General features: G+C 33.0%; 18 protein-coding genes, 1 pseudogene and 1 riboswitch. Of the genes and pseudogenes, 14 read left to right on the plus strand and 5 right to left on the minus strand.

Translation table 11 applies throughout. The features are described from left to right. Positions 1 to 460: 460 nt before the first annotated feature. From EVJ46_03355 to EVJ46_03380, 6 genes are all read left to right on the plus strand, one after another. A complete protein-coding gene (locus EVJ46_03355; GenBank protein ID RZD17279.1) occupies positions 461 to 1822 on the plus strand; it encodes a signal recognition particle protein in 1362 nt (453 codons plus the stop codon). A 12-nt stretch (positions 1823 to 1834) separates the two neighbouring features. Beyond that, positions 1835 to 2089, plus strand: coding sequence for a 30S ribosomal protein S16 (locus EVJ46_03360; GenBank protein ID RZD17280.1), 255 nt, complete (start codon positions 1835 to 1837; stop codon positions 2087 to 2089). 98 nt (positions 2090 to 2187) lie between these two features. Next, a complete protein-coding gene (rimM, locus tag EVJ46_03365) occupies positions 2188 to 2829 on the plus strand; it encodes a 16S rRNA processing protein RimM (protein RZD17281.1) in 642 nt (213 codons plus the stop codon). 31 nt (positions 2830 to 2860) lie between these two features. Beyond that, the gene (gene trmD, locus EVJ46_03370) at positions 2861 to 3637 is read left to right on the plus strand and encodes a tRNA (guanosine(37)-N1)-methyltransferase TrmD (protein ID RZD17282.1); all 777 of its coding nucleotides are present in this window, start codon (positions 2861 to 2863) and stop codon (positions 3635 to 3637) included. Positions 3638 to 3855: 218 nt separating this feature from the next. Next, complete coding sequence (gene rplS, locus EVJ46_03375) at positions 3856 to 4257, plus strand: 50S ribosomal protein L19 (protein RZD17283.1); 402 nt, start codon at positions 3856 to 3858, stop codon at positions 4255 to 4257. 343 nt (positions 4258 to 4600) lie between these two features. Next, complete coding sequence (locus EVJ46_03380) at positions 4601 to 4879, plus strand: acylphosphatase (GenBank protein ID RZD17284.1); 279 nt, start codon at positions 4601 to 4603, stop codon at positions 4877 to 4879. A gap of 138 nt (positions 4880 to 5017) precedes the next feature. Here EVJ46_03380 and EVJ46_03385 read toward each other — a convergent pair whose 3' ends face one another. After that, positions 5018 to 5491 carry a thioredoxin-dependent thiol peroxidase gene (locus tag EVJ46_03385; protein RZD17285.1) on the minus strand — a complete coding sequence of 158 codons (474 nt, stop codon included), beginning with the start codon at positions 5489 to 5491 and terminating at the stop codon, positions 5018 to 5020. A gap of 301 nt (positions 5492 to 5792) precedes the next feature. Between EVJ46_03385 and EVJ46_03390 the strand changes: the two genes are divergently transcribed. From EVJ46_03390 to EVJ46_03410, 5 genes and pseudogenes are all read left to right on the plus strand, one after another. Further along, positions 5793 to 7979, plus strand: a complete 2187-nt coding sequence (locus EVJ46_03390; GenBank protein ID RZD17286.1) for a hydrogenase 4 subunit B — start codon at positions 5793 to 5795, stop codon at positions 7977 to 7979. Positions 7980 to 8139: 160 nt separating this feature from the next. After that, positions 8140 to 9120 carry a formate hydrogenlyase subunit 4 gene (locus tag EVJ46_03395; protein ID RZD17287.1) on the plus strand — a complete coding sequence of 327 codons (981 nt, stop codon included), beginning with the start codon at positions 8140 to 8142 and terminating at the stop codon, positions 9118 to 9120. A gap of 10 nt (positions 9121 to 9130) precedes the next feature. Next, on the plus strand, positions 9131 to 9784 hold the full coding sequence (locus EVJ46_03400) for a hydrogenase (GenBank protein ID RZD17288.1): 654 nt from the start codon (positions 9131 to 9133) through the stop codon (positions 9782 to 9784). Positions 9785 to 9862: 78 nt separating this feature from the next. Then, entirely contained in the window at positions 9863 to 11329 is a 1467-nt protein-coding gene (locus tag EVJ46_03405) for a hydrogenase 4 subunit F (GenBank protein RZD17289.1), read from the plus strand. Positions 11330 to 11700: 371 nt separating this feature from the next. Beyond that, positions 11701 to 11943 (plus strand): annotated as a pseudogene (locus EVJ46_03410) (NADH-quinone oxidoreductase subunit C). 978 nt (positions 11944 to 12921) lie between these two features. On the opposite strand, the gene EVJ46_03415 reads toward EVJ46_03410, so the two are convergent. Both EVJ46_03415 and rplS (EVJ46_03420) read right to left on the minus strand, forming a co-directional pair. Next, positions 12922 to 13866, minus strand: coding sequence for a cation transporter (locus EVJ46_03415; protein ID RZD17290.1), 945 nt, complete (start codon positions 13864 to 13866; stop codon positions 12922 to 12924). Positions 13867 to 13914: 48 nt separating this feature from the next. Next, positions 13915 to 14304: a 50S ribosomal protein L19 gene (rplS, locus tag EVJ46_03420; protein ID RZD17456.1), complete on the minus strand. Its 390-nt coding sequence runs from the start codon at positions 14302 to 14304 to the stop codon at positions 13915 to 13917. Between the two features lie 439 nt (positions 14305 to 14743). Between rplS (EVJ46_03420) and EVJ46_03425 the strand changes: the two genes are divergently transcribed. Further along, entirely contained in the window at positions 14744 to 15751 is a 1008-nt protein-coding gene (locus tag EVJ46_03425) for a hypothetical protein (GenBank protein RZD17291.1), read from the plus strand. Positions 15752 to 15790: 39 nt separating this feature from the next. Next, positions 15791 to 16105: a DUF167 domain-containing protein gene (locus EVJ46_03430; GenBank protein ID RZD17292.1), complete on the plus strand. Its 315-nt coding sequence runs from the start codon at positions 15791 to 15793 to the stop codon at positions 16103 to 16105. Here EVJ46_03430 and EVJ46_03435 read toward each other — a convergent pair. Further along, positions 16067 to 19657: a hypothetical protein gene (locus EVJ46_03435; GenBank protein RZD17293.1), complete on the minus strand. Its 3591-nt coding sequence runs from the start codon at positions 19655 to 19657 to the stop codon at positions 16067 to 16069. The two genes, EVJ46_03430 and EVJ46_03435, sit on opposite strands and share 39 nt — an antisense overlap. A gap of 236 nt (positions 19658 to 19893) precedes the next feature. Further along, positions 19894 to 21189: a DNA repair exonuclease gene (locus EVJ46_03440; protein ID RZD17294.1), complete on the minus strand. Its 1296-nt coding sequence runs from the start codon at positions 21187 to 21189 to the stop codon at positions 19894 to 19896. A gap of 243 nt (positions 21190 to 21432) precedes the next feature. Then, positions 21433 to 21675: riboswitch (cobalamin riboswitch) on the plus strand. Positions 21676 to 21692: 17 nt separating this feature from the next. On the opposite strand from EVJ46_03440, the gene EVJ46_03445 reads away from it, so the two are divergent. Further along, entirely contained in the window at positions 21693 to 23198 is a 1506-nt protein-coding gene (locus tag EVJ46_03445; GenBank protein ID RZD17295.1) for an APC family permease, read from the plus strand. The last annotated feature ends 119 nt before the right edge of the window (positions 23199 to 23317 follow it).

Raw genomic sequence — 23317 nt, forward strand, 5'->3', positions numbered from 1 at the left:
TTAAAATCAATTAAAGACTGCATTAGTACAGTAAAATAAAGTAGTAAATAAAAAATTTTCAATTACATTAATTATTTATTATTATAATATGGTATAATCATTGCATTAATTGCATTAATAATCATTATTATAATAATTGTCACTAAGGGGCGGGCGATTACTTATCTTTATAAAAATTGTCTTTCCGCAATTATATAACGTAATTAAATAACGCAATCAAATAAATAGTTACATAAAAACATTTTATTATAATTTTTGTTATTGACATAACCAGTTAAATTAAATAGAATAAATAGTTTATCACGTATAAATATTAGCGCGTAATTTATAATGCGTAATTATAACACGCGATATTTACTGCTGAATTTTGAAACTGCTTATTACTGCAGACAAACAAATAAAACAGTATAACTATAACTATATCTGTAACTTATAACTATAACTAATACAATATATTACAATAATGTTTGATAATTTAAGTTCAAAATTAGAAAAAGTATTTAAACATCTGAGGGGCTTCGGAAAATTATCCGAAAAAAATATTGAAGACGCCCTTAAAGATGTGAGGTTAAGCCTTTTAGAAGCCGACGTTAATTACATTATAGTAAAAGAATTTATTGAAAATGTAAAAAATAAGGCTATAGGCGAAAAGGTTATGGACAGCCTTACGCCATCTCAGCAGATGATTAAAATCATCAGGGATGAGATGGTTGCGCTGCTTGGAGAATCTGAACCTTTAAATATAAAAGCTAAGCCGCCCGTCATTATTATGCTCGCAGGCTTGCAGGGTTCCGGCAAGACTACTACGGCAGGAAAACTTGCGCTTTATCTTTCCCGAATAAAAAGAAGCGTTTATCTCGTGCCTGCCGATGTTTACCGTCCGGCGGCTATACTGCAGCTGAAAAAAATAGGGGCGAGTATAAGCATACCGGTGTACGACACAAGAAATGAAATTAATCCGGACGAAAAACCGTCTGAAATAGTTAAAAACGCAATTAATATTGCCGAAAAAAATGCGTATGATACCATAATAATAGATACGGCGGGACGTCTTGAAATTGACGAACCGCTCATGGATGAACTGAAAGAATTAAAAAATAAATTTGCTCCCAATGAAATTTTATTTGTTGCCGATTCCATGCTTGGACAGAGCGCTGTTAATGTCGCTAAAAAATTCAACGATTTGCTCGGCATAACAGGCGTAATCCTGACGAAAGTTGACGGCGATTCTAGAGGTGGAGCGGCGCTGTCTATTAAAAAAACTATTAATAAACCGATTAAATTTATAGGTACAGGCGAAAAATTAAGCGACTTTGAAGTTTTTCACGGAGACCGCGTTGCCGAAAGAATTTTAGGTATGGGCGACGTCCTGTCTCTTATTGAAAAGGCGCAGGAATCAATAGATGAAAAAACAGCAAAATCATTAGAAGCAAGTATTACGAAAAAGGATTTTACAATTAAAGATTTTGCAGACCAGCTTGGAATGGTTTCTAAAATCGGCGGGGTTGCGCAAATTGCTTCCATGATACCGGGTTTTTCAAAAATAAAAGATAAATTTAATCCTGAAGCTGCCGAAAAAGAACTTGTTAAAATTAAGGCAATAATTAATTCAATGACGGAGAAAGAAAGAAAAAATCCTGACATATTAAACGGCGGACGAAGAAAGAGAATAGCTCTCGGAAGCGGTGTTACGGTTAATGATGTGAATATTTTTATAAACAAATTTGAAGAAGTAAAAAAAATGATGAAATCATTTAAAAAAAATAAGTTTGGCGGTCCGCTGAAAAATATAAAAAATATGTTTAACAATATCAATCAATAAAGGAGATTTAAAGTGTCGGTAAAAATCAGATTAGCTAGAGTAGGTTCTCACAAAAAACCATATTATCGTATTGTTGCGGCATCATGCGAAAAATCGGCTACCAAGAAATTCATTGAGATTTTAGGGACTTATAATCCACATCTTGATCCGGCTGATTTTAAAATAAACAAAGACAAGTTTGACAAATGGATGAGTCTTGGCGCTCAGCCTTCCGATACGGTCAAATCTTTAATTAAAAAAAATAGTAAGTTAGCTGCCATAAATTAATTATAAATAAATAAATAAATTAATTAATGCTATTTATTAATGCTATTTAATTTATAGTTGTATAAATTATATAATTATAATAGTTACTTATAATATTAATGTCTGAGTATATTGCTGTAGGCAGCATCATTAAACCCCACGGTATTAAAGGGGAGATTGTCGTGAGATTTTTTAATCCCGACTTTATTTTTAATGAACAGTTGATTAAAACCAAAGAATTAATGCTGTATGTGTCGGATTCTGGCAATTATACTGAAAAAGCAGCGGGCGTCGGTTTTAATAGAATCAATATCGGAAATCATCAAGAAAATTGTAAAGATTGTAAAGACGATAGCGCGAATATTTTTTCAAATGTTTTAAAATCAAAAACAGGCTATATGCCGTTATTTATCGAAGGAATAAAAAAAGGGAATAAACAATATTTTATTAAAATAGAAAATATTAATAGCATTGAAGACGCCGAAAAATTTAGAAATGCTAAAGTTTTTACAAAAAAAGAGCAGCTGCGTCTTGAAGAAAACGAATATCTGGTTTCCGATTTAATAGGCTTAAAATGTTTGAACATTTTAAATCAAGACTTAGGCAGCGTTACGGAAATATATCAGGGCGATACCGACATTGCGGAGATACAATCGAAAGATGCCTTGTATTTTTTGCCTATGACGGACGATAATATTCAGGAAATAGATATTAAAAACAAAGTCATAATAGTAAAAAACGAAAACTTATATAAAATATAAATATAAATATAAAATATAATTTAAGAATGTTATGAAAAAAGTAATTGACATTATTTCTATAATGCCTGATTATTTTAGTTCTTTTATATCAACAGGATTAATCAGCAGGGCTATTAAAGAAAATATCATTGAAATTAATATAATCAACCCGAGAGATTTCACGCAGGACAAGCACCGCAGAGTTGACGATAAAGTGTACGGCGGCGGAGCCGGTCAGCTCTTAATGCCTGAGCCTATTGTTAAAGCATGGGAACATGCAAACAATGTTTATCAAAAGAAGGTCGTTGTCAACGGCTATAACGCTGATTTAGAAGAGGCTGCCGACGCAGAAAAGCCGTTGCTGCCGTCTTCATCTGTAATAATGTCTGCATCAGGAAGGTTATTAAATTCAACGCTTGCAAAACAGCTTGCATCAAATGACCATTTAGTGATTATTTGCGGACGATATGAAGGTATAGACGCACGCGTTGCAGAGTTTACAGAAAGCATGGAGGTTTCAATCGGAGATTATATTCTTTCCGGAGGAGAAATTGCTTCCATTGTGCTAATTGAAACAGTTTGCAGATATTATTCAGGTTTTATGGGAAATACAGAATCATTGACAGAGGAAAGCTATTCAGCCGATTTGTGCGACAAAAAAGGAAAGCAGCTGCTTGAATATCCGCAATTTACTAAACCTAGAAATTTTAGGAATTTAGAAGTTCCGGAAGTGCTGCTAAGCGGCAATCATAAGCATATAAACGAATGGAGATTAAAAAACGCTATAGCAAAAACAGTGAAAAATAGACCCGAATTTTTATCAAATTAATTTTTTAAAACTGAGTAATAATGCTTCAACCTCTTAAGGCCGGAGTTGTTAGCCAAGCCAAAGATAAATAGTTAGACAATGTTAGATAACGAGAATAAAAAAAATAAGATAATAATATAGATAATAATATTAAATGTATTAGACAACGTGATGTTAATAAGAATAATAAAAAAATAATAATATTAAACATATAATAAGAATAAGGAGCGTAAATTATTATGAATATCGTGGACAAAATTGAGCAGGAATCTTTAAAATCTGATATTCCTGAATTTAAAGCAGGCGATACACTTAGAATACATCAGAAAATTAAAGAAGGCGACAAACAGAGGATACAGATTTTTGAAGGAGTAGTTATTGCAAAGAGAGGCTCCAATATAAGATTTTCATTTACCGTCAGAAAAAATTCATACGGTGTGGGCGTTGAAAAGACATTTCTTGCCCATTCCCCGCTGATTGAAAAAATAGAGTTTGTTTATAGCGGCAAAGTCAGAAGAGCAAAACTTTATTATTTAAGAGATAAAACAGGCAAAGATGCTAAGATAGAGCGCAGGGATTTGTTTAACACTAAAGGCAAAGCTGACAAGGCTAAAAAAGCAGATGCGGCAGCGCAGATTTAAATATATTTTGAATTATCGTATTAAATTTATTTATACATATTTAGCAGTAAAACTTTTAGTTTGTGTTTTAGACGCATTAATCTGTTTTCAATATTAACTTATTATAGTATATCTATTTATAATATTTGTTTATTTGTTATACCTTAATCTTGCAATAGAAAATATTTATGCATTTCTTTGCTCGGTTAAGCAAAATATAAGGAAAAAGTGTCGGATTTTATTTTTTTTGCATATGGAGTAGTTCAATTAACAAAGAAAATATTTGCAAAAAAATTAATCTGACACCTTTTCCAATTGGATAACTTTCTATTGCAGGATTAAGGTTATATTCAGGTATTGACTTATGAGTGAAAAATCTTACAGGGTTATTATTAAAGGCATAGTTCAGGGTGTTAATTTCAGAAACTTCACTAAAATAGAAGCCGACAGAATAGGCGTGAGAGGTTATGTTCAAAATACCCATGACGGACATGTAGAGGCTTTTTTTGAGGGAGAAGAAGAAAGAATTAAAGAACTTATATCAATGGTTCATGTCGGACCTGCCCATGCCAAAGTAAAAGAAGTAAAACTGTATGAGCAGGATTCTCTTTCAAATTTTAAGGACTTTAGAGTAATAAGATAAAATATAAATAATACCGGTTAGGTAACCTATTTATATGTGATATGTATAATAATATATATCATTACATAATATATTATAATTAGTTAAACGGTTAACACGCCCCGCTCTATTATTTATTGATTAGAGGCGGGTTTATTTTTAAGATGCGGATAGAAAAGACAGAACTGCCGCAACGTGGCCTTTAGCTTTTACGTTATGCCATATTTTTTTAACCGTGCCGTCTTTTGATATTAAATATGTAGACCTTATAATGCCTTTGGTGATTTTTCCGTATAATTTTTTTTCGCCGTATGCGTCATATACTTCGGCTATTTTTTTATCAGGGTCGCTTAATAGCGAAAAAATCAAATTTTGTTTTTCTTTAAATTTTATATGAGAAGCGACGCTATCCGGACTTACCCCCACAACATTGTAGCCTTTTGACAGCAGAGCATTAAAATTATCCCTGAAATCGCATGCCTCCGTAGTACACCCGGGCGTATTGTCCTTTGGATAAAAATATAATATTAAATCTTTATCCAACAAATCTTTTAATGAAAATATTTTTTCATTCCCGCTATTATCAATGCCGGACAATTTAAAATCGAATGCTTTATCCCCTTCTTTTAACATAACCTACACCCGCGCTTTAAGTTTTATTTAGCATTATTAATATTATATTATATTTTACATAATATAATATTAATATGTTATGTCCATTTTGTATATGTACATATACAAGAATTATATTAACATTACATTTAAGAATTTTCAATTATTTTAAACTCAAATTTTTTTCTTGCAATTTAAAATATATAAATGTATGATTAAAAATAATTAAAATTATATATGATATAATATGAGGTCAATTTGCTGCTAAAATGACAAAAACAACAACTATTTTATTTATTTTTACAGGGTGCAAGGCAATACTTTGAACGGCATATCTATTTTATTCTTGTTCCTTCTGCTAATACCTATTATTATTTCATTTAATCCAAGACTATCTTTAATATTCAGTTCCGCAATATACCTGCTTCTTTCAGTTTTTTTGCTGTTTTCGCTATTATTCGGTTTTACAAAATTATCGCTGATGTTTCCGTTTTCGGTTCAACTGAATGATTTGTTCGGATTGAGTAATGCGTCTAATTCCGACCATATCACTTATCTAACCTCTATACCTTATCTTAATTTTTCATATCTATTTGACAGCCTGTCGCTGCTTTTCGGTTTTTTAATAGCATTTTTAGGTTTCATCGCTTCGCTGTATTCAGTTAATTATTTATATGAAGAACATTATAAAAATAAATCATTGTTTGTAATATTATTTAACGGGTTTATTATTTCAATGCTTTTTGTGGTGTTCAGCGCTAACGGTCTTTCATTTCTTATATTCTGGGAAATTATGTCAATCCTTTCATTTTTTCTTGTCCTGTTTGAATATGAGAAAGAAGAAAGCAAAAAAGCGGCAAATCTTTACATAATAATGACCCATATCGGCACATTTTTCATTTTTCTGCTATTTCTTTATATGTTCACGAAAACCGGCAGTTTCTCTTTTGAAGCTTGGAAGCGTTTAGGTATAAGCGGCAGTCTGAGCGCCGCAGGCATGCTGACGATATTTATTCTTACTATGCTTGGTTTTGGTATGAAAGCGGGTATCTTTCCCCTTCATGTATGGCTTCCGAAAGCTCATCCAGAAGCGCCGTCCGGCGTATCGGCGCTGATGTCCGGTATTATGATAAAAACTGCAATTTATATGATGATAAGATTTTATTTTGAATTTATGCAGTCGTACGGGTGGGGATTTGGCTTTACCGTTCTTTTAATAGGAGCACTGACACTGATTTACGGGGTTCTGAACGCCGGAATTCAGGATAATATAAAACGGCTTCTTGCATATTCTTCAATGGAAAATATTGGAATAATGCTTATGGCATTGGGTTTAGCCATGATATTTTATTCTCAGAATATGTTTCTTCTGTGCGCGTTTGCGCTCATGGCTCTTTTATTTCATATTATGAATCACGCCTTGTTTAAAGGACTTTTATTTCTGGGTTCCGGCGCTATTGCTTCGCAGGCTCATACAAAAGACATGAATAAATTAGGCGGGCTGATTAAAAAAATGCCCAAAACATCATTTATTTTTCTTATAGGTGTTTTATCGGCGGCAACGCTTCCTCCGTTTAACGGTTTTGTCAGCGAATGGATGATTTATCAGTCTTTACTCATGGCAAGCAGCGTCAACGTTGAAATTATCAGGATATTTACCCCTATATTTGCTTCGGTTATGGCATTAGCCGGCGGGCTTGCGGCACTTGCGTTTGTCAAGGCATACGGTATATCTTTTCTTGGAAGAGCAAGGTCGCAGAGAGCAAATAACGCAAAAGAGCCCCCATTTTTAATGCTTGTGTCAATGAGCATTCTTGCATTCTTATGTTTTCTGCTGGGCATATTTTCATTTATAGGACTTTTGCCTATAAACAAAGCAGTTGAGGAAATTACCAATGTATCTATTTATAAAAATATTGCAATATCTTACGGTTCAATAGTTACCCTTCCAAAGTACAGTCTGGGGGTTATTTCTCCAGTCGGGCTTCTGCTCGCAGGAATAGTTTTTATAAGCGCAATTTATCTGTTTATAAAAATATTCGGGAATATGAAGACTAAAGTTTTTGAAACATTTGCATGCGGTCTTGAGAATAAAGACGCTTATAATATTTCCGATGCTCAAATCAGTCAAAATATTTGTAATGCCGGCGATAATAATAACAATAATGATGATATAAATGTATATGCTAAAAGAAATAATTCTCAATATAGTTCAACCGGTTTTTCTCAACCTCTTAGAAGAATTTTTTCAGGACTTTATAATATTAAAGAACATTTAATAAATGAAGAATATAAAAGAAAATATTTTTTTCCGATTAAAAATTACGTATTTAAAGCGGGCGATCTGTTTGAATATTTTTATAATTCGTTTGCCGAAAAATTTTTGGATAAGATTTCAAAATTGAGAGCACGCATTCAGGGCGGTGTAGTTCAAACTTATATAGCCTATATAGTAGGCACACTGATAATTTTATTAATATGGTTCAGCTGGTTTCATCACGCATTGTGAAAATGCATATTGGGTGAGACAATCAACTATTAAATTAATTTAGCCGGTTAAATCTGCATATAATTCAGCATAAATAGGCGCAGATGCAGTGAAACTGCAAATTAATTAAAATAAATATTAAATTAATTTGAAATAGGTTAATTCAAAAGATTCAATGTTAATGTTAAATAATGATTTATTAAATTTTAATGCTGTTTTAATAGGAATTGCACAAATTCTGATTCTTATTTTAATAGCGCCGTTTGTAAACTCTTATATAAATAAAATAAAAAGTATTTTAAGAGGGCAGCAGGGAAGACCTTTATTTCAAGGGTATAAAGATATCTTTAAACTTATACGCAAAGAAGTCGTCCTTTCGGAAGATGCGTCATACATTTCAAGATTCGCGCCGTATATAGTTTTTGTTTCTATTTTGGTTTCCGCCTGTTTTTTGCCGGTATTCAGTTCTGATGCGCTTCTGTCGTTTACCGGAGATATTATAGCGTTGGTTTATACCATAGGACTCGGCACTTTTTTTATGGCATTATACGGTATGGACCAGGCTTCAAGTTTTGGAGGTCTTGGTTCCAGCAGGGACATTCTGATAGCTTCTCTGGCTGAGCCGACTTTGATGCTGGTTATCTTTACTTTTGCGCTGCAGACAAGAACTACCAATATAAGCCAGATTTTTATAGATATACATAAAAACGGTTTTTTAAATTATCCTGTTTCATATGTTTTAGCATTGATGGCATTTTTAATAATTTCTATTGCCGAAAACGGAAGAATACCCGTTGACAATCCAGATACCCATCTGGAACTTACCATGGTTCACGAAGCTATGATACTTGAAGGTTCAGGAAGGCATCTTGCTTTGTTTGAATATTCGTCTTATTTAAAATTAATAATATTCATAACGCTCGCTTCTAATATATTTCTTCCTATAGGGGTGTACGGCGGCATCCCGCATTCGCTATCGTCATTTTCGTTTTTGACAATATTATATGCAATTTTATTTTATATTCTAAAAGTGTTAATTTTTGCAACGCCAATAGCTTTTATTGAGATATCGATGGCGAAATTGAGGTTTTTCAGGGTGCCTGATTTTTTGATGCTGGGATTTGTTCTGTCTATAATTTCATTAGTTTTGTATTCTATTTAAACGGGTGATTATGCTGAATATAACAAGTTTTATTGAACTTATGGGCGCATTTGTTTTATTTTTTGCCATACTGCAAACAGCAAGCCACAGAGTTGATTTTTCAATTAAAGTTTACAGTATTCAATCGTTGTTTTTAAGCATAACTATTTTTGTTATGGGCATATATTCCAATAATGCCGAACTGTATCTGTCAAGTTTTCTTACTTTTGCCATAAAGGTTATAGCGATACCGTATTTTTTAAATAAAGTAACCAAGAGAATCTCTATAAGAGAAAAGATTGTCCCATATATTAATATGACTAATTCCGTATTGATTACCGGCGCTATAACAATATTTGCTTTTTTTATAACTAAGGGGGATTTTGCAAGTCATGAATTTATTGCGCGCAGGGTTTTTCCTACAGCTTTGGCGGTTATTTTAATAGGCGTTTTTATAATGATTGCGCGTAAAAAAGCAATTATACAGATTATCGGTTTTTTAACTTTAGATAACGGAATTATTCTTGCGGCGACCTCTATCACTAAAGGTTTACCGCTTGTTGTAGATATAGGGGTGTTTTTTGACGTGTTTATAGGGGCTATTATGGCGGGCGTGCTGATATACCGCATAAGAACATCGTTTGACAGTCTTGATACATCAAAGATGTCTAATTTAAAAGAATAATCAGAAGAATAATCAGAATAAAACAATATAATAACATTAATTGTCAATTTAAATATTTAAACGGGAAAAATAAGTCAAGTGGCTATTTTAGTTTTAACATTTTTGATTTTTGCAATTTTATACAGATTTATCAATATAAAACTGACATTTTTTATTCAGCCGGTTATTACACTTTTAATTTTGCTGTACGCTCTATTTCTTACCGGCATTGTTCTTAAGCACCGGATAATATTCGGCTTTTATCACCTGTTATTTCTGGATTCTTTAAATGCCGTTCTTATTATTATAATCGCTTCGCTGTCTTTTTTAGTTGCTGTTTACTCTATAGGATATTTTAAAAATGAATTAAGATCAGGGCTTCTTGAAAATAAAGTAAAAGAATATTATTTCTGGATGAATTTTTTTATTTTTGCTATGCTTTTGCTTTCAATTTCAAACAATCTCGGTATCTTGTGGGTAGCGATTGAAGGCACTACGCTTGCAACCACTTTTCTTATCAGTTTTTACAGAAATAAAGAAGCGGTTGAAGCCGGCTGGAAATATATTATAATATGCTCTGTCGGAATTGCTTTTGCTTTTTTCGGAATTGTGCTTTTATATTTTGTATCTTCAAGTTTTCTTGGCGAAGGTTTGAACGCTCTTAACTGGACTGATATAATGAAAGTTGCGCCGCATCTTAATAAACATATTTTAGATATTGCTTTTATTTTTGTTTTAGTCGGTTTCGGCACAAAAGTCGGTTTTGCTCCATTCCATTTCTGGCTGCCGGATGCGCATTCGGAAGCGCCCACGCCGGTCAGCGCTTTAATGTCCGGAGTGCTGCTTAATTGCGCATTGTATGCTATCATAAGAATTTATGCTATTTTAAATATGGACGGGCAGGCGTATTTTGCCAATGAACTTCTGATGTTTTTTGGATTGTTTACGGTATTTATCGCATCTATTTTTATAATCAAACAAAATGACTATAAAAGGCTTCTGGCTTATTCTTCAATGGAGCACATGGGCATAATTGCTTTTGCGTTCAGCATAAGTACTCCGCTTGCTATATTTGCGGCGATTCTTGGAATGATAAACCACGCCTTTACTAAAAGTCTCATGTTCTTTTCAACCGGTTCAGTGCTGTCAAATTATCATACGAAGAAAATCTCGGATATCAGGGGCTTGTTCAAAATTTTGCCTTTTACGGCAGTATTTATGATAATAGGCGTTCTGGCTATTACCGGAAATCCTCCGTTCAGTATTTTTATAAGCGAATTTTTAACGCTGATAGCTTCGTTTAAAGCAAATTACGCTCCAGAAGGCATATTGATGCTGAGTTTTTTAGTTGTCATATTTATAGGGTTTATCAGGCATTTTGTGGGAATGGCTGCAGGAGAGCCTGTTCTTGAGAAAAAAAAGGAAAGTATTTATATGATTTTACCGATGTTCTTAATTTTAATAGTTATATTGACTTTCGGAATTTATATTCCAGAAGATTTTAAAATTCTGATAAATAATATTGTAGTGATAGTTAAAGGTGTTCATGGCAGCAAGCTGCAGTGAATATTGCCGGATTAATAAAATAATAAGCATTAAATTATTAAAAAGTGGAAAAAATGGAAAATAAATCAGTAAATAAATCGATCATTAAATCACTTAATAAAGCTGATTTTATTAAAAATTTAAGCAATGATATTGTAAATATTATTAACGAATATTTTTTTAATCGTGATAACGAGCTTGTTATAAAAATTAATCTGAAAGATTTAAAAAAAATATGTCTTTATTTTTCTAAAGATTTAAAATTTTATTTATTGTCGGCTTTTGCAGCCTATGAGAGCGGATATGCGTCTTCAGGAAAGACATACAGTAAAAATAGGAGCGATAATTATAAGAATAATAATAAGACTAACGATAATAATTCCGGTGACGATATAGATGATAATAATAAGAGCAATAATTTCAAATTAAGATACATTTTCTCTCATTCGTCTATGGATTTATTTATAATTATAGAAACATATGCCGATGCAGACGGAATATTCCCGTCTTTATCGGCGGATATGCCGGTTTTAAATTGGTATGAAAGAGAGATTAAAGACTTGTTCGGATTAATCCCTGAAGGACATCCCGACCCGAGACCGCTTATGCTGTTTCCCGAAAATTATCCTCAGGATATCAAGAATAAGGATGATTTTGCAAACGATGCACATGATGATAATACTTATGTGCCGCCGCTGAATAAGGATAACGTTGCAGACAATACGGAAACTGATGCCGATAAGCTTAATATCGGCAACTCCGCAAACGATATGCAGAACAGAAATAGTTTTAATTTTAATTCTGCAAAATGTCATCCTCTCAGAAAAGATTATCCGTCAGATTTGAGACCAGAATTTAAAAAATACGGAGAATATAATTATAATAAAGATGTTAAAGGAGACGGGGTTTTTAATATATTGGTCGGACCGGTTCACGCAGGCATAATCGAACCTGGCCATTTCAGATTCTGTATGTCGGGAGAACCAATACTGCAGTTAGAAATAAGGCATTTCTGGAAACATAGGGGAATAGAAAAAATTGCTGAAGGAAAAACAATAGATGAAGCACTGTCTTTAGCCGAAAAAATATCTGGCGACCATTGCGTAGCGCATTCTTTGGCCTTTTTATCTGCGGCAGAAAAGATTTTAGATATAAAAATATCTGATAGAGGACTATACCTGAGGACTATTTATGCCGAATTGGAAAGGCTGCTGTGTAATATTAATGATTTTGCGTGGCTGTTCCAGGACGCGGGATACAGCTTTGGTGCACAGGAGACCTTTGTGCTTAAAGAAGATATTATGGAATTGAACAAATATCTGTCAGGGAGCAGGTTCAACAAAGGCGTTTTATCTCTCGGCGGTATAAATGCATGCGGAGATATAGATGAATTGAAAAAAAAGATTTTGCTGGAAAAATTACCAGATTTTAAAAAACGTTATTTGAATTTGAAAAAAATGCTTTTAAATTCTTCTACTATTCAGGAAAGATTTGAAGAAACAGGATATATAAACAAAGAAACCGTGTTGGATTTATGATAAATAATTCTTAATTAAAATTTTAAATTAATAATTATAAGTATTATATAAGAACTAAACCTCTTATAATTTGCGCTAAATTTGATGAGCAACGCAATAACCGTTGTTTTTTTTACACATTGTTAGTTCAGGCTGTATTACGGTATGATTTATTTTAAACTTCTTTGACAGCATATATTGAATATTATTTATTATACAACATAAGTCGGCGGAATCTTTAATTTTATCATCTATCAACACATGCGAGCTAAGAAGTATAAAAGACTTTGAAAGACTCCATATATGAAGATCGTGAACATTTTTTACACATTCTACTTTAAGGATTTCTTCCTGAACTTTTATGTAGTCTATTTCTTTAGGGACGGCTTCCAGCAATATATTTATAGTCTCATTTATTACTGAAAAAGCCCCAATGGCAATGATAGGCGCTACAAATAAACCTATAGTTGTGTCAAAATAATATAGCCTCGTTAAATATGTTAAAATACCTGCTATTATTATTGAAAAAGAAATAATGCTATCTCCTATTATATGAAAAAAGGAGCTTTTTATGTTTAAATTTTGATGAGTATCTTTATAAATTTTAAACCCTATTATTATATTAATAATAAAACTTATTGACGCAAACAAAATCATAAGTTTAGAATTTACTATTTCAGGATGAATTAACCTTAAGTAGCTTTCGTACATTAAAACAATAGAAATGATTAATAATAAAGCCGCATTCAACAAGGCGGTAAGTATGCCAAGCCTATGAAAACCGTAAGTATTTTTAGCGGTAGGTTCTTTTTTTATCTGAGATTGAGCAATCCATGCAAGCAATAAAGAAGACGCGTCCACAAAAATATGACCGGAATCGGCATAAAGCGCCATGCTTTTTGATATTATGGCGCCGAAAAATTCCGTTGCAAGCACGCATAATGTTAAAATAAAGGCTAATTTTAAATTTTTTTCATGCCGAATATGATTATGTTCATCCATAAATAATATATCATAAACAATATATAAAAAAGGCTTCATATTTTATATATTGTTTAATTTTAATAAAATAACTAATTTTGCTTTAATTTATTTAATTACTCGGAAATCTTTAAAATTTGAAAGACTATCTTGTCCATAAAGTTTTACTTCTTTCACTTTAACGTGAGCAGGTCCGATATGAACTATAGGTATAAGTTCTTTAATTTTTTCCTCTTCTCTTCTGACTTTACCGCTATAAACAAATTCAATTTTTTCAATTAATGGCGAATGGGCGAGAAAAGTTTTTTCAACGCCTACGCCGTATGAATTTTTTCTAACCGTAAATGAAAATCTTATTCCCGAACCTCTTTTAGCAATAACTACGCCTTCAAATATCTGTATTCTCTGTTTATCGCCTTCTTTAATTTTCTGATGAACTCTAAGAGTATCCCCTGCTTTAAATTCCGGAATATCTGTTTTTAAGGCTTCATGTTCAATTTTTTCTACTGATATTCATTGAATAAATCTGTTTCACTCTTTATTATAATATTAAACTGTTCCCTTTGTCAATACTTTTTTTTAATACCAAATAGGTGGATTAGTTAAACGTATATTTTAGTATTTTATATTAAATTATAATTATTAGCCTTTGGAAAGTCTGAAAAATAAAATTTATTTCGGAAAAAATATCAGATTAATTTTTTTGCAAATATTTTCTTTGTAAATTGGATGTTTCGTATACAAAGAAATAAATCGGATACCTTTTTCCATTTATAAATTTAAAAAATAATAGAAAATATTACAAGGTTCAATGAAATAAAATAAAAAAATGACTGCAGAAAAGTCAAACTTGGGGATTATTTTTTTCTAATGCAGGATTAAAGATTAGTTTGTTTGATGATTGATTTTTTAAAGGTTGGACTGTATAATACTAATTATGAATGCAATTAATAATACTGAAGATGCTTGCGATAACCATAACAGCCATGTTTCAAATTGCCTGATATGCGGAAGCAAATTACAATATCTGCAATCTTCTAAGGAATTGACCTGTTTTTACTGCGGAAAAAAAGAAAAATCAAATATTGTCTGCGCAAATGACGAATCGCATTACGTCTGCGATGATTGTCATAGTATCTCTTCAATTAATTATATTAAAGAATTTGTTATAAATACTGTCATCGAAAATCCTTTTGAAATTGCATTGTCTATATTAGAAAATAAAGACATTCCAATGCTTGGATGTCATCATTGCTATATTTTAACCGGTTCAGTTCTTGCAAGTTTGAAAAATAAAAAGCTTTTTAATATAGGCAATGAGGATATAGAAGAGGCTTTTTTCAGATTATCGAAACAGGCTGTAGGAGGCTATTGCGGACTAAGCGGCGTGTGCGGAATTGTCCCTGCCTGCGGTGTTATTTATTCCATTTTAACGGGGGCGGTTTGCGGCAAAGATATTGAGCAAAAAATTACTATGGGTTTAACATCGGCTGTTTCAAATGCCATTTATGAACTCACAGGACCTTCATGCTGCAAAGCATATATGTTTAAAGCTCTTGAAATTATCATTACCGATATTTACAGGGATTTCGGAGAAGTCATTTCCGGTAAAGATTTTGAAATAAAATGCGGTTTTGTCGAATTACATCCTCACGGGTGCAGAAAAGAGAAATGTCCTTATTATTCAGGCGTAATATTTAACTATAATAATAATGAATTTTCTTGCATATCGGCAGCCGCTGCGGAAAACAAAAATTCATTAATCTCAACTTCTTCAAATTTATTATCTGCTTCGTCTTTATCCGCTTTATCCGCGGCTGATTTAAATGCCGGTTCGCCGGTTGTCCCAGAACAGTTTGAAAAACAGCTTGAAAACAATAAACTCAATGCCGTAAAATATACGTTTGGCGAAAATAAGGTAAAAGCTGACAGCGCTCCATGCTGAGGCGCTAAATAAAGCCTGAGTTCAGGTTCTTCTATAATAATGGGAATGAATAAAATAATAGAAGTAGAGGTAAAGACTGGTTCAAAATTTAAAAAATTTGAAATCATAGAAAACGGCGGCAAAATTTGCAGCAGCAATAATAATAATAATAATTATGATAACAATAATAACAATAATGATATAACTGAAAATGTAGATAAAATTAAACTTTATATTACTGAGCGTCCTATAAACAATAAGGCTAATGAAGCTATAATTAAATATCTTTCAGAAATATTTAATACGCCGAAAAAGAATATTGAAATAATTAAAGGGCTAAAGATTAAGAATAAGCTCGTTAAAATTACCTTTTGATAATAAATTGAGAATATGTTTATGGTGTGTAAAGTATATAATCTGTGTTTTCTTTGATATTTCAGAAAAAATTTTCAAACATTCAAAAGCCCTTTCATCGTCAAAATTCACTAAAGCATCGTCTATTATCATCGGCATCGGTTCATTTGATTCGATATATTTTTCAAAACTGGCAAGGCGAAGCGAGAGGTAAAGCTGGTCGCAAGTGCCCTCGCTCATACCGCCGACATCTATTTCCTGTATTTCTTCACCGGCACCTTTCCTTAAACCGACGAGTATAGCCTCGTCCTTTTCTGTATAAGATGTTCTGAGACCTGAAAATGATTTCAATGTCAGAGCCGAAAATATGCGGCTTGCTTTTTCTAAAACAGGTCCTTGATTTTGCAATCTGTATCGTTCTATTTCATTTTTAAGAATGATAGACGCTAATCTTATTTTGATATATCTGTCAGCGTGATGTTCAATTTGAGCCGCCGCTTCAGCTTTATTTTCCGCCGCTTCCGCCGCCGCATCCGAGTTGCCGTTGTACTGTTTAAGATATTGTTTTTCTGCGCCTATCGACTGTTCCAATTCAGAATTTTCTTTTTTTAGTTTTTCAAGTTCCGATTTTATATTGGCAATTTCGCCTGGAATAGAATCAGGATTAATTTCTTCAGATGCGGCAATAAATTTTTCTATTTCAGTGCCGCCTGAATGTCCGCTTAATTCTTTATTCAGCTGTTCCAATTTGTTTTTCAGCGATTCGGCTTCTTCAGATTTTCTCTCAATATCTTTTAGCTGCTCAATGTTTTCACAATCAGCCTCTTTCATCATAGATTTAAGCTTTGCATTAAATTTTTCTATTTTATTTTTTATTTCATTGTTTTCTTCTTCATATTTATAAAGGTCGTCGTTGTGTTTTTGCAGAATAGCTTCATCCTTCATAGCTTTGCTCAAAGCGCTCTGCATTGCATAAATTTTATCTCTGGCTTTTAAATCCGATACTTCAGGCATTGCCGCCGCGTACAGACTGTCCGCTTCGTGTTCAAAATTTAGAATATTTTTTTTAATAGCAGTTATTCTGCCCATCAATGTTTTTGATTCGCTTATTTTAACCGTCAATTCCTGTTCTATATCCACAAATTGTTTAGCTGCCGAGTATTCTTCGTCAGATTTTAATCCGAGCGCCGACATTCCTTTTTTCCATTTTTCTTTAAGGTCGTTAATTCCGGAAATTGCTTTTTCTTTTTTTATGTTTATGCTGTGCAATTCTTCGCCAAATCGTTTTATATCTTTGTCTAATTCGAATTTTTCCGCTTTAATTTCATCTTGCCGTTTAATAAGATACAGACCTTCATTTATCAGTTCGGATAACGTCATAGATTGCGCCTGTTTTTCTTCAGATTTATTTTCTGCTTCCGCTATATAGCCGGCAGATTTTAGATGTTCAGAGAGTAAAGAACGATTTTTATCTATCTGTTTTTTTATATTATCAATATCTTCTTTTAAGTATCTTAAATTTTCGGCGTCTTTTGCAAGTTTCTGCTGATTTTGCAGCCATGAACGCATCTCTCTCGGTGTAAGCGGCGTAAATTTTAAAGGACTCCATAAGCCGTTCCACTCCTCCGTGAGTTTTTCTTTCACGGCAGTATGTTCTTTTTTTTGTATTTCAAGGGATTTCAGTTCATCTGCAATGTTATCCGATCTGGAAAGCCAGATTGTCTTTTTTGAAACGGCTTCTGATTCATGCCTCAGACTGTCGGATATTTTATCGGTATTCTCTATATTGTTTTCATATATATCGACTATAGACAAGCCGTTGTTATTCTTGTCATTGTCATTACAGTCAAGCGCGTATGTACTAATTTCCGTTTCTTTTATTTTTTTTTCGATGTAAATATCTTTTATTAATCTCCAGCTGCAATTTCTTTTTGATCTTTCGTTTTCAAGGTCTGTTTCTGTATATATTACGCCTTTAATCTCAAGAGCCGCAATATCTCTTTTTATATTTTCGGCTTCTTTTGAAAGTCCGTTAATTTTAGACTCAATTTTATCAATCTCGGAATTGATTTTTTCAAAGTTTCTGTCAAATTTGTCTATTGTTTCAACAAACGGAACAGGCAGCGTTTCAATTTCTTCGATAGTTCCGTTCCATAATACAAGTTTAGAAAGTTCATTCTTGCAGGAAGTTTCTTTTTTTATAAAGTTAGCTGTTTTTTCGTCTAAAAATTTTTCAATATCCCCGTCTTTCCTGATGCTTCCTATCAATTTTTCTAATCTTGTCAAATCGAAATATTCGCCTGTTCCGTTAAGTTTTGCTTCCGCCGCTGATTTCTTGCGTTCACGAGAATCAATAAGTTCGTCAAACTCTGATATTTTATTTTTTAGCGTGTTAATATCATTTGATAATTGCGAAATATTATCGCGTTGTCCCATAGCTGCGGATAATTCGGGCACTTCCTCAATAGAAATATCCGGCCTGAATTTCTTAAGTTCATTAAACAGTCTTTCGGATTCATATTGCAGATTGCCATACTGACTTTCAAGACCGGGCAGGTCTTGTAATTCTTTTATATAACTGCCTAATCTCACATTAATATCTTCAATTTCTTTTTTGCGCGCAAGTAAGTTTTTAGGGATTTTAATATTTGATATTTTATCTTTAACCGATTGTAATTTTAAGTTATTTGCTGCTTCTTCACGTGCTGCTATTTCTAAAGATTGAGAGGTATCTTTCCTTTCGTCTGCAAATTGTTTTCCAAGAATCGGGACATTACCGAGACGCTCCATGTTTAAAAGAGTTTCTTTTCTTTCGGCAATAGTCGGCAGAGCTCTATATATACGCTCAAATCTGCTGAGTTTTAAACTGAACTCGGTTATTTTTTGATTTATATCCAACTTTTTAGCTTCGGCATCTTTAAGATTTTCATTATGCTCAGTCCATTCTTTCGGCACAAGCGAATGCTGTTTAATTTTATCATTGGCATCTTTATATTTGGCAATATAACCCATTATCGAAGATTTAGTGCTTCTTGGCTTGAAAATACTTTGAGATTCATCGTCTAATTCATCAAAAATTTTTCTGAGCCCGCTTATTCCGGTGCCTGCCGCAAAGAGACTCTGTCCTATATCCCCTTTGCCGGAGACTATATCTTTGCCTCCGTGTACAAGGTCTTCATGGCTGAAACCGAACATCATATTAAAGGAAGATTCATCGATTCCGGAAAGAAATTTTTCAAGTTCTGTATGGCTGATTTCAATGCCATTTTCAGATAAAAGAGTTTTTGTGCGCCCCTTTCTTCTCTGAAACGATAACGTTTCCCCTGCCGTATTTTCTATAGCGGCAGAAATGCGAAGGCGGGTGCCGTCAAATTTAAAACTATCGGGAGTGCGTTCCGGAATTCCAAAAAACAATGACCTTAAAGCCCTAAGACTTGATGTTTTTCCGGATTCATTCCGTCCGTACACTATGCAGAAAGAAGACTGAGCGGAAGATTTACCGTTGTTTTCAAAATTAAGGAGCATATCCTCGAACGGACCGTACGGATTTAGCCTCAGCGATATTATTTTCATTTTTATTAATTTTTTAATTTATCTGATTAACATTAATATTAAATATTTTATTAATTGTTCATTTATTTTGTTTCATTTTTTAAATTATTTAATTATGTTTATAATATTTTATTTTATACATTTTGTTTAATCTTACATTCATTCGCATTTTTATCGAAAAATTGTCATAAAGCCCCTTGTTTTAGCTGCAGAGGTATAAGACAAACGGTTTCTAATTTGTCATTTATAGCAAGCTGCTATATATCATGCGTAAGCAGACGCGATATCAAGAGCTCTTTTGTTTCTGCTATGATTTCTTTAAATTTATCGCTTTCAGAGTTTGTCGGCGCGTCTGCATTTTCTTTAAAATATAATTTTAATGCAAGCTCCGGCGGCAGTTTTGAGTTTAAATCAGAAACATCCTTAGATATAATATCGTATATTATTTCTTTGTTTTCTCCGATGTCTAAAGATTCTATATACCTGAGCATATTTCCTATAGGATCATTTCTTTTTTTTATCTGTTCAATATCTGATTCAAACGTAGTTTTTATAAGCAATTTTTCAAGCCAAACTGAATCGCCGAACGATGAATCGGCTATGGACAAACGTATTTCGTTTATCCATTTTTCCGGTTCTAACGACAGCTGTCTATGTGCTTTGCAGCTTCCTTTTAATATTATTCTCAGTACCGTGAATGCATTGTCATTTTTTGTAATTTCTTTTTCTGCATCCTGTCTTACTGCTTCAACTACGTCAAAAGGTTCTGATATTCCTGAAATATCAATGTTGCGTAAAGACCAGACTAATGAATGTAAAGATTTGAATTCTGCAGAAACTACCGAAAGAGTCTCGGAGTCCACGGTTACCAGCATACATCCTTTTGGTCCCGTTTCTTTTATATGTCTTCCCTGCGTATTGCCGGAAAAAATAATCCACGGTTTTTCGCTTAATATCTCTCTTTTATGAACATGCCCGAGAGCCCAGTAATCGTAATTTTTGGATTTAAGGGTATCAAGCGAACACGGAGCATAATTTTCGTGCCCTTCTCTTCCGTTTAAGCTTGTATGAAGAACGCCGATATTAAACATCCCTGACACCGGCATAGGATAAGATGAAGCTAAATCTTCTGTAACCGCCCGTGTTGCAAAACTCCGACCGTGTATAGCTACATTAAATTCTCTAAGTATAAAAGTCTCAGGTTTTTTAGATGAAAACAGATTTATACCGCTCGGCAATTTTAGTTCCCTGGTTATTTTGCTCTCTGCATCGTGATTGCCTTTAGCGATGAAAACAGAAATGCCCTTAGAAGTCAATTTTGACAGACGGCTCAGTAAAAATAAGCCGGTATTATAATCTTTCCAGTCTCCGTCGTACATATCACCCGATATTACGACAAAAGACACCCCTTCTTCTATTGCTAAAGTTATCAAATTATCTAAAGCTTTCCTTGTTGCGCCGCGAATTTCCTCAACGGGGGCGCTTTCGTAATTTTCAAGCCCGCGAAGCGGGCTGTCTATATGTATATCTGCAGCGTGTATAAATTTCAGCATTATTGTTTTAATATTGTCAATTTTTTTAGAGGTTATTTTAACTATATTTATTAACTATGCAAAAGTTTGAAACAGACTGCAATTTATAATAACTATTAACACTTAGAATTAATATATTACTTAATTTTTAAATTTTATCATAAAAATAAATTTTTAACTAATCTTATTAGAATTAAAGATTTTATTATTATTGACTTTTGTTAAATTTTAAAATATATTTATAGCATATTAAAAAAATATAAACAAAAATAAACCAACAACCGTTTAAAAGACAAGGGAAATAGGTTAAAAGCCTATGCTGTACCCGCAGCCGTAAGAGTTATTATTTTTAAGGATAGTCAAATATTAATTAAGCCACTTACATGCCTCGTAATATACTATATGTAATTTATTATATGTATATGTATATTATGTGCAATAAATGTTGGGAAGGCTGATTATCCGAATGCTCAAGCCGGAAGACCTGCTTTTAAATGATTTAATTTACATTTGCGGGGGGTCAAATGGAAAGAAGCAATCTCACCGGCGATAAAAATAAACTTCATCAGATATTAAAATTATTTGATTTATCAAGTCTTTCAATCTCAAGCGTAGCGCCCATATTTAGCATTGCAGCCGCCGGAACGAGCATGGTTCAAAGCGCAGGGCTTTTCGTACCTTTGGCTATAGGCTTAATTGCTTTGCCGTTTTTAATTTCATCATGGATTTTTCTAACATTAAACAAACATTTTCCGAATGCAGGCGCATCGTATCACTGGTCCAGACGAATAGTAGGTATTAATTATTCTAATTTTCAGGCTTGGATTATAATAATGGCATATTTCTGGTCTATACCGCCCATTTTAATTCCGGCATCCAGATTTACGCTTGATTTACTCGGCTTTAATCAATTTAATGTTTCTTATGAAATCTTGTTTGCGTTAATATGGACTGTTTTTGCCGGATTCGTTTTATTATACGGAACAAAATTAACCGCAATTGTTACTCAAATATTTTTGTTTGTGGAAATTATAGCTGTTTTGCTTATAGGAGTGATAGGATATAGCATATGGGATAAATTTTCATACGGCATGCATAGCGGCAATATATTTTCATTTTCGAATTTTAATCTTTCAGGAATCATAGTCTGCATGATTATAGGGGCTACCATTGTTGATGGTTGGGAAATAGATTCATATGCTTCCGAAGAATCGAAACAGCCAAAATTAACCCCCGGTAAAAGCGGAATAATAGGCGCGATAATGGTGGTTGTTTATTATTACATTATATGGCCTGTTTTGCTTCATGAAACATCTTTAAAAACATTGAAATCAAGTCCCGATGTATTGCTTGCATGGGCTAATAATGCTAATCCGTCTATTCTGCCGGTTATGAAATTAGCCTTAGTTGCTTCTACCGCAGGGTCTTTATGGCTTACTACTTTTATATTATCAAGAGCGCTTTTTTCAATGTCGAGAGATAAAATAATGCCAAAATTTTTTGGATTTTTATCAAAAAAAAGGGTTCCGAAGTGGTCTATATTAATACCTTTAATTTTATCCTTCGCAACAATTTTGCTAGAAATTTTTTTTCCTTCGTTTGAAAATTTTTTCAATATAGTTCTGGCGACCGCAGGATTTTTTTTGGTAGCAGAGTTTTTTTTAGACAGCTTTAATACTATAATATTTTTACTAAAGTATCATAAAAATATCAAACATTCCATGAGTAATCACAACCATATTATTATCTTATCGGGCGCTTTCTTCGTTTTTATATATTTAGGGGCTCTTCTTGCATTATTTTTTGTTTACGGACCCAAACATCTCGGTTCTTCTATTGATTTAATTACTGCTATTATGCTTGCAATGGGGCTTTGCTATACAATATGGCTGCTGATTTCTAAAAAGGAACAAAAAATATATATGGCTGATTTCGATGATTCTATTGATATTATACCATTCAAAAAAGGTAACGGCGAAACTGATGCCGCTTTGAAAGACGTATCGGACGTGGGCAGACCTTTATTTTAGTTTAGTATATTTTTAAATTCATCTTCGGTCATTATTCCTCCTGTTTCTGATTAAATAAGGTTAATTAGTGCCGGTACCCCAACGGAGAAGGAGCAGAATAAATATAATTAATACAAATA

The sequence above is a fragment of the Candidatus Acididesulfobacter guangdongensis genome, from assembly GCA_004195045.1.
In the GTDB taxonomy this organism is placed as follows: domain Bacteria; phylum SZUA-79; class SZUA-79; order Acidulodesulfobacterales; family Acidulodesulfobacteraceae; genus Acididesulfobacter; species Acididesulfobacter guangdongensis.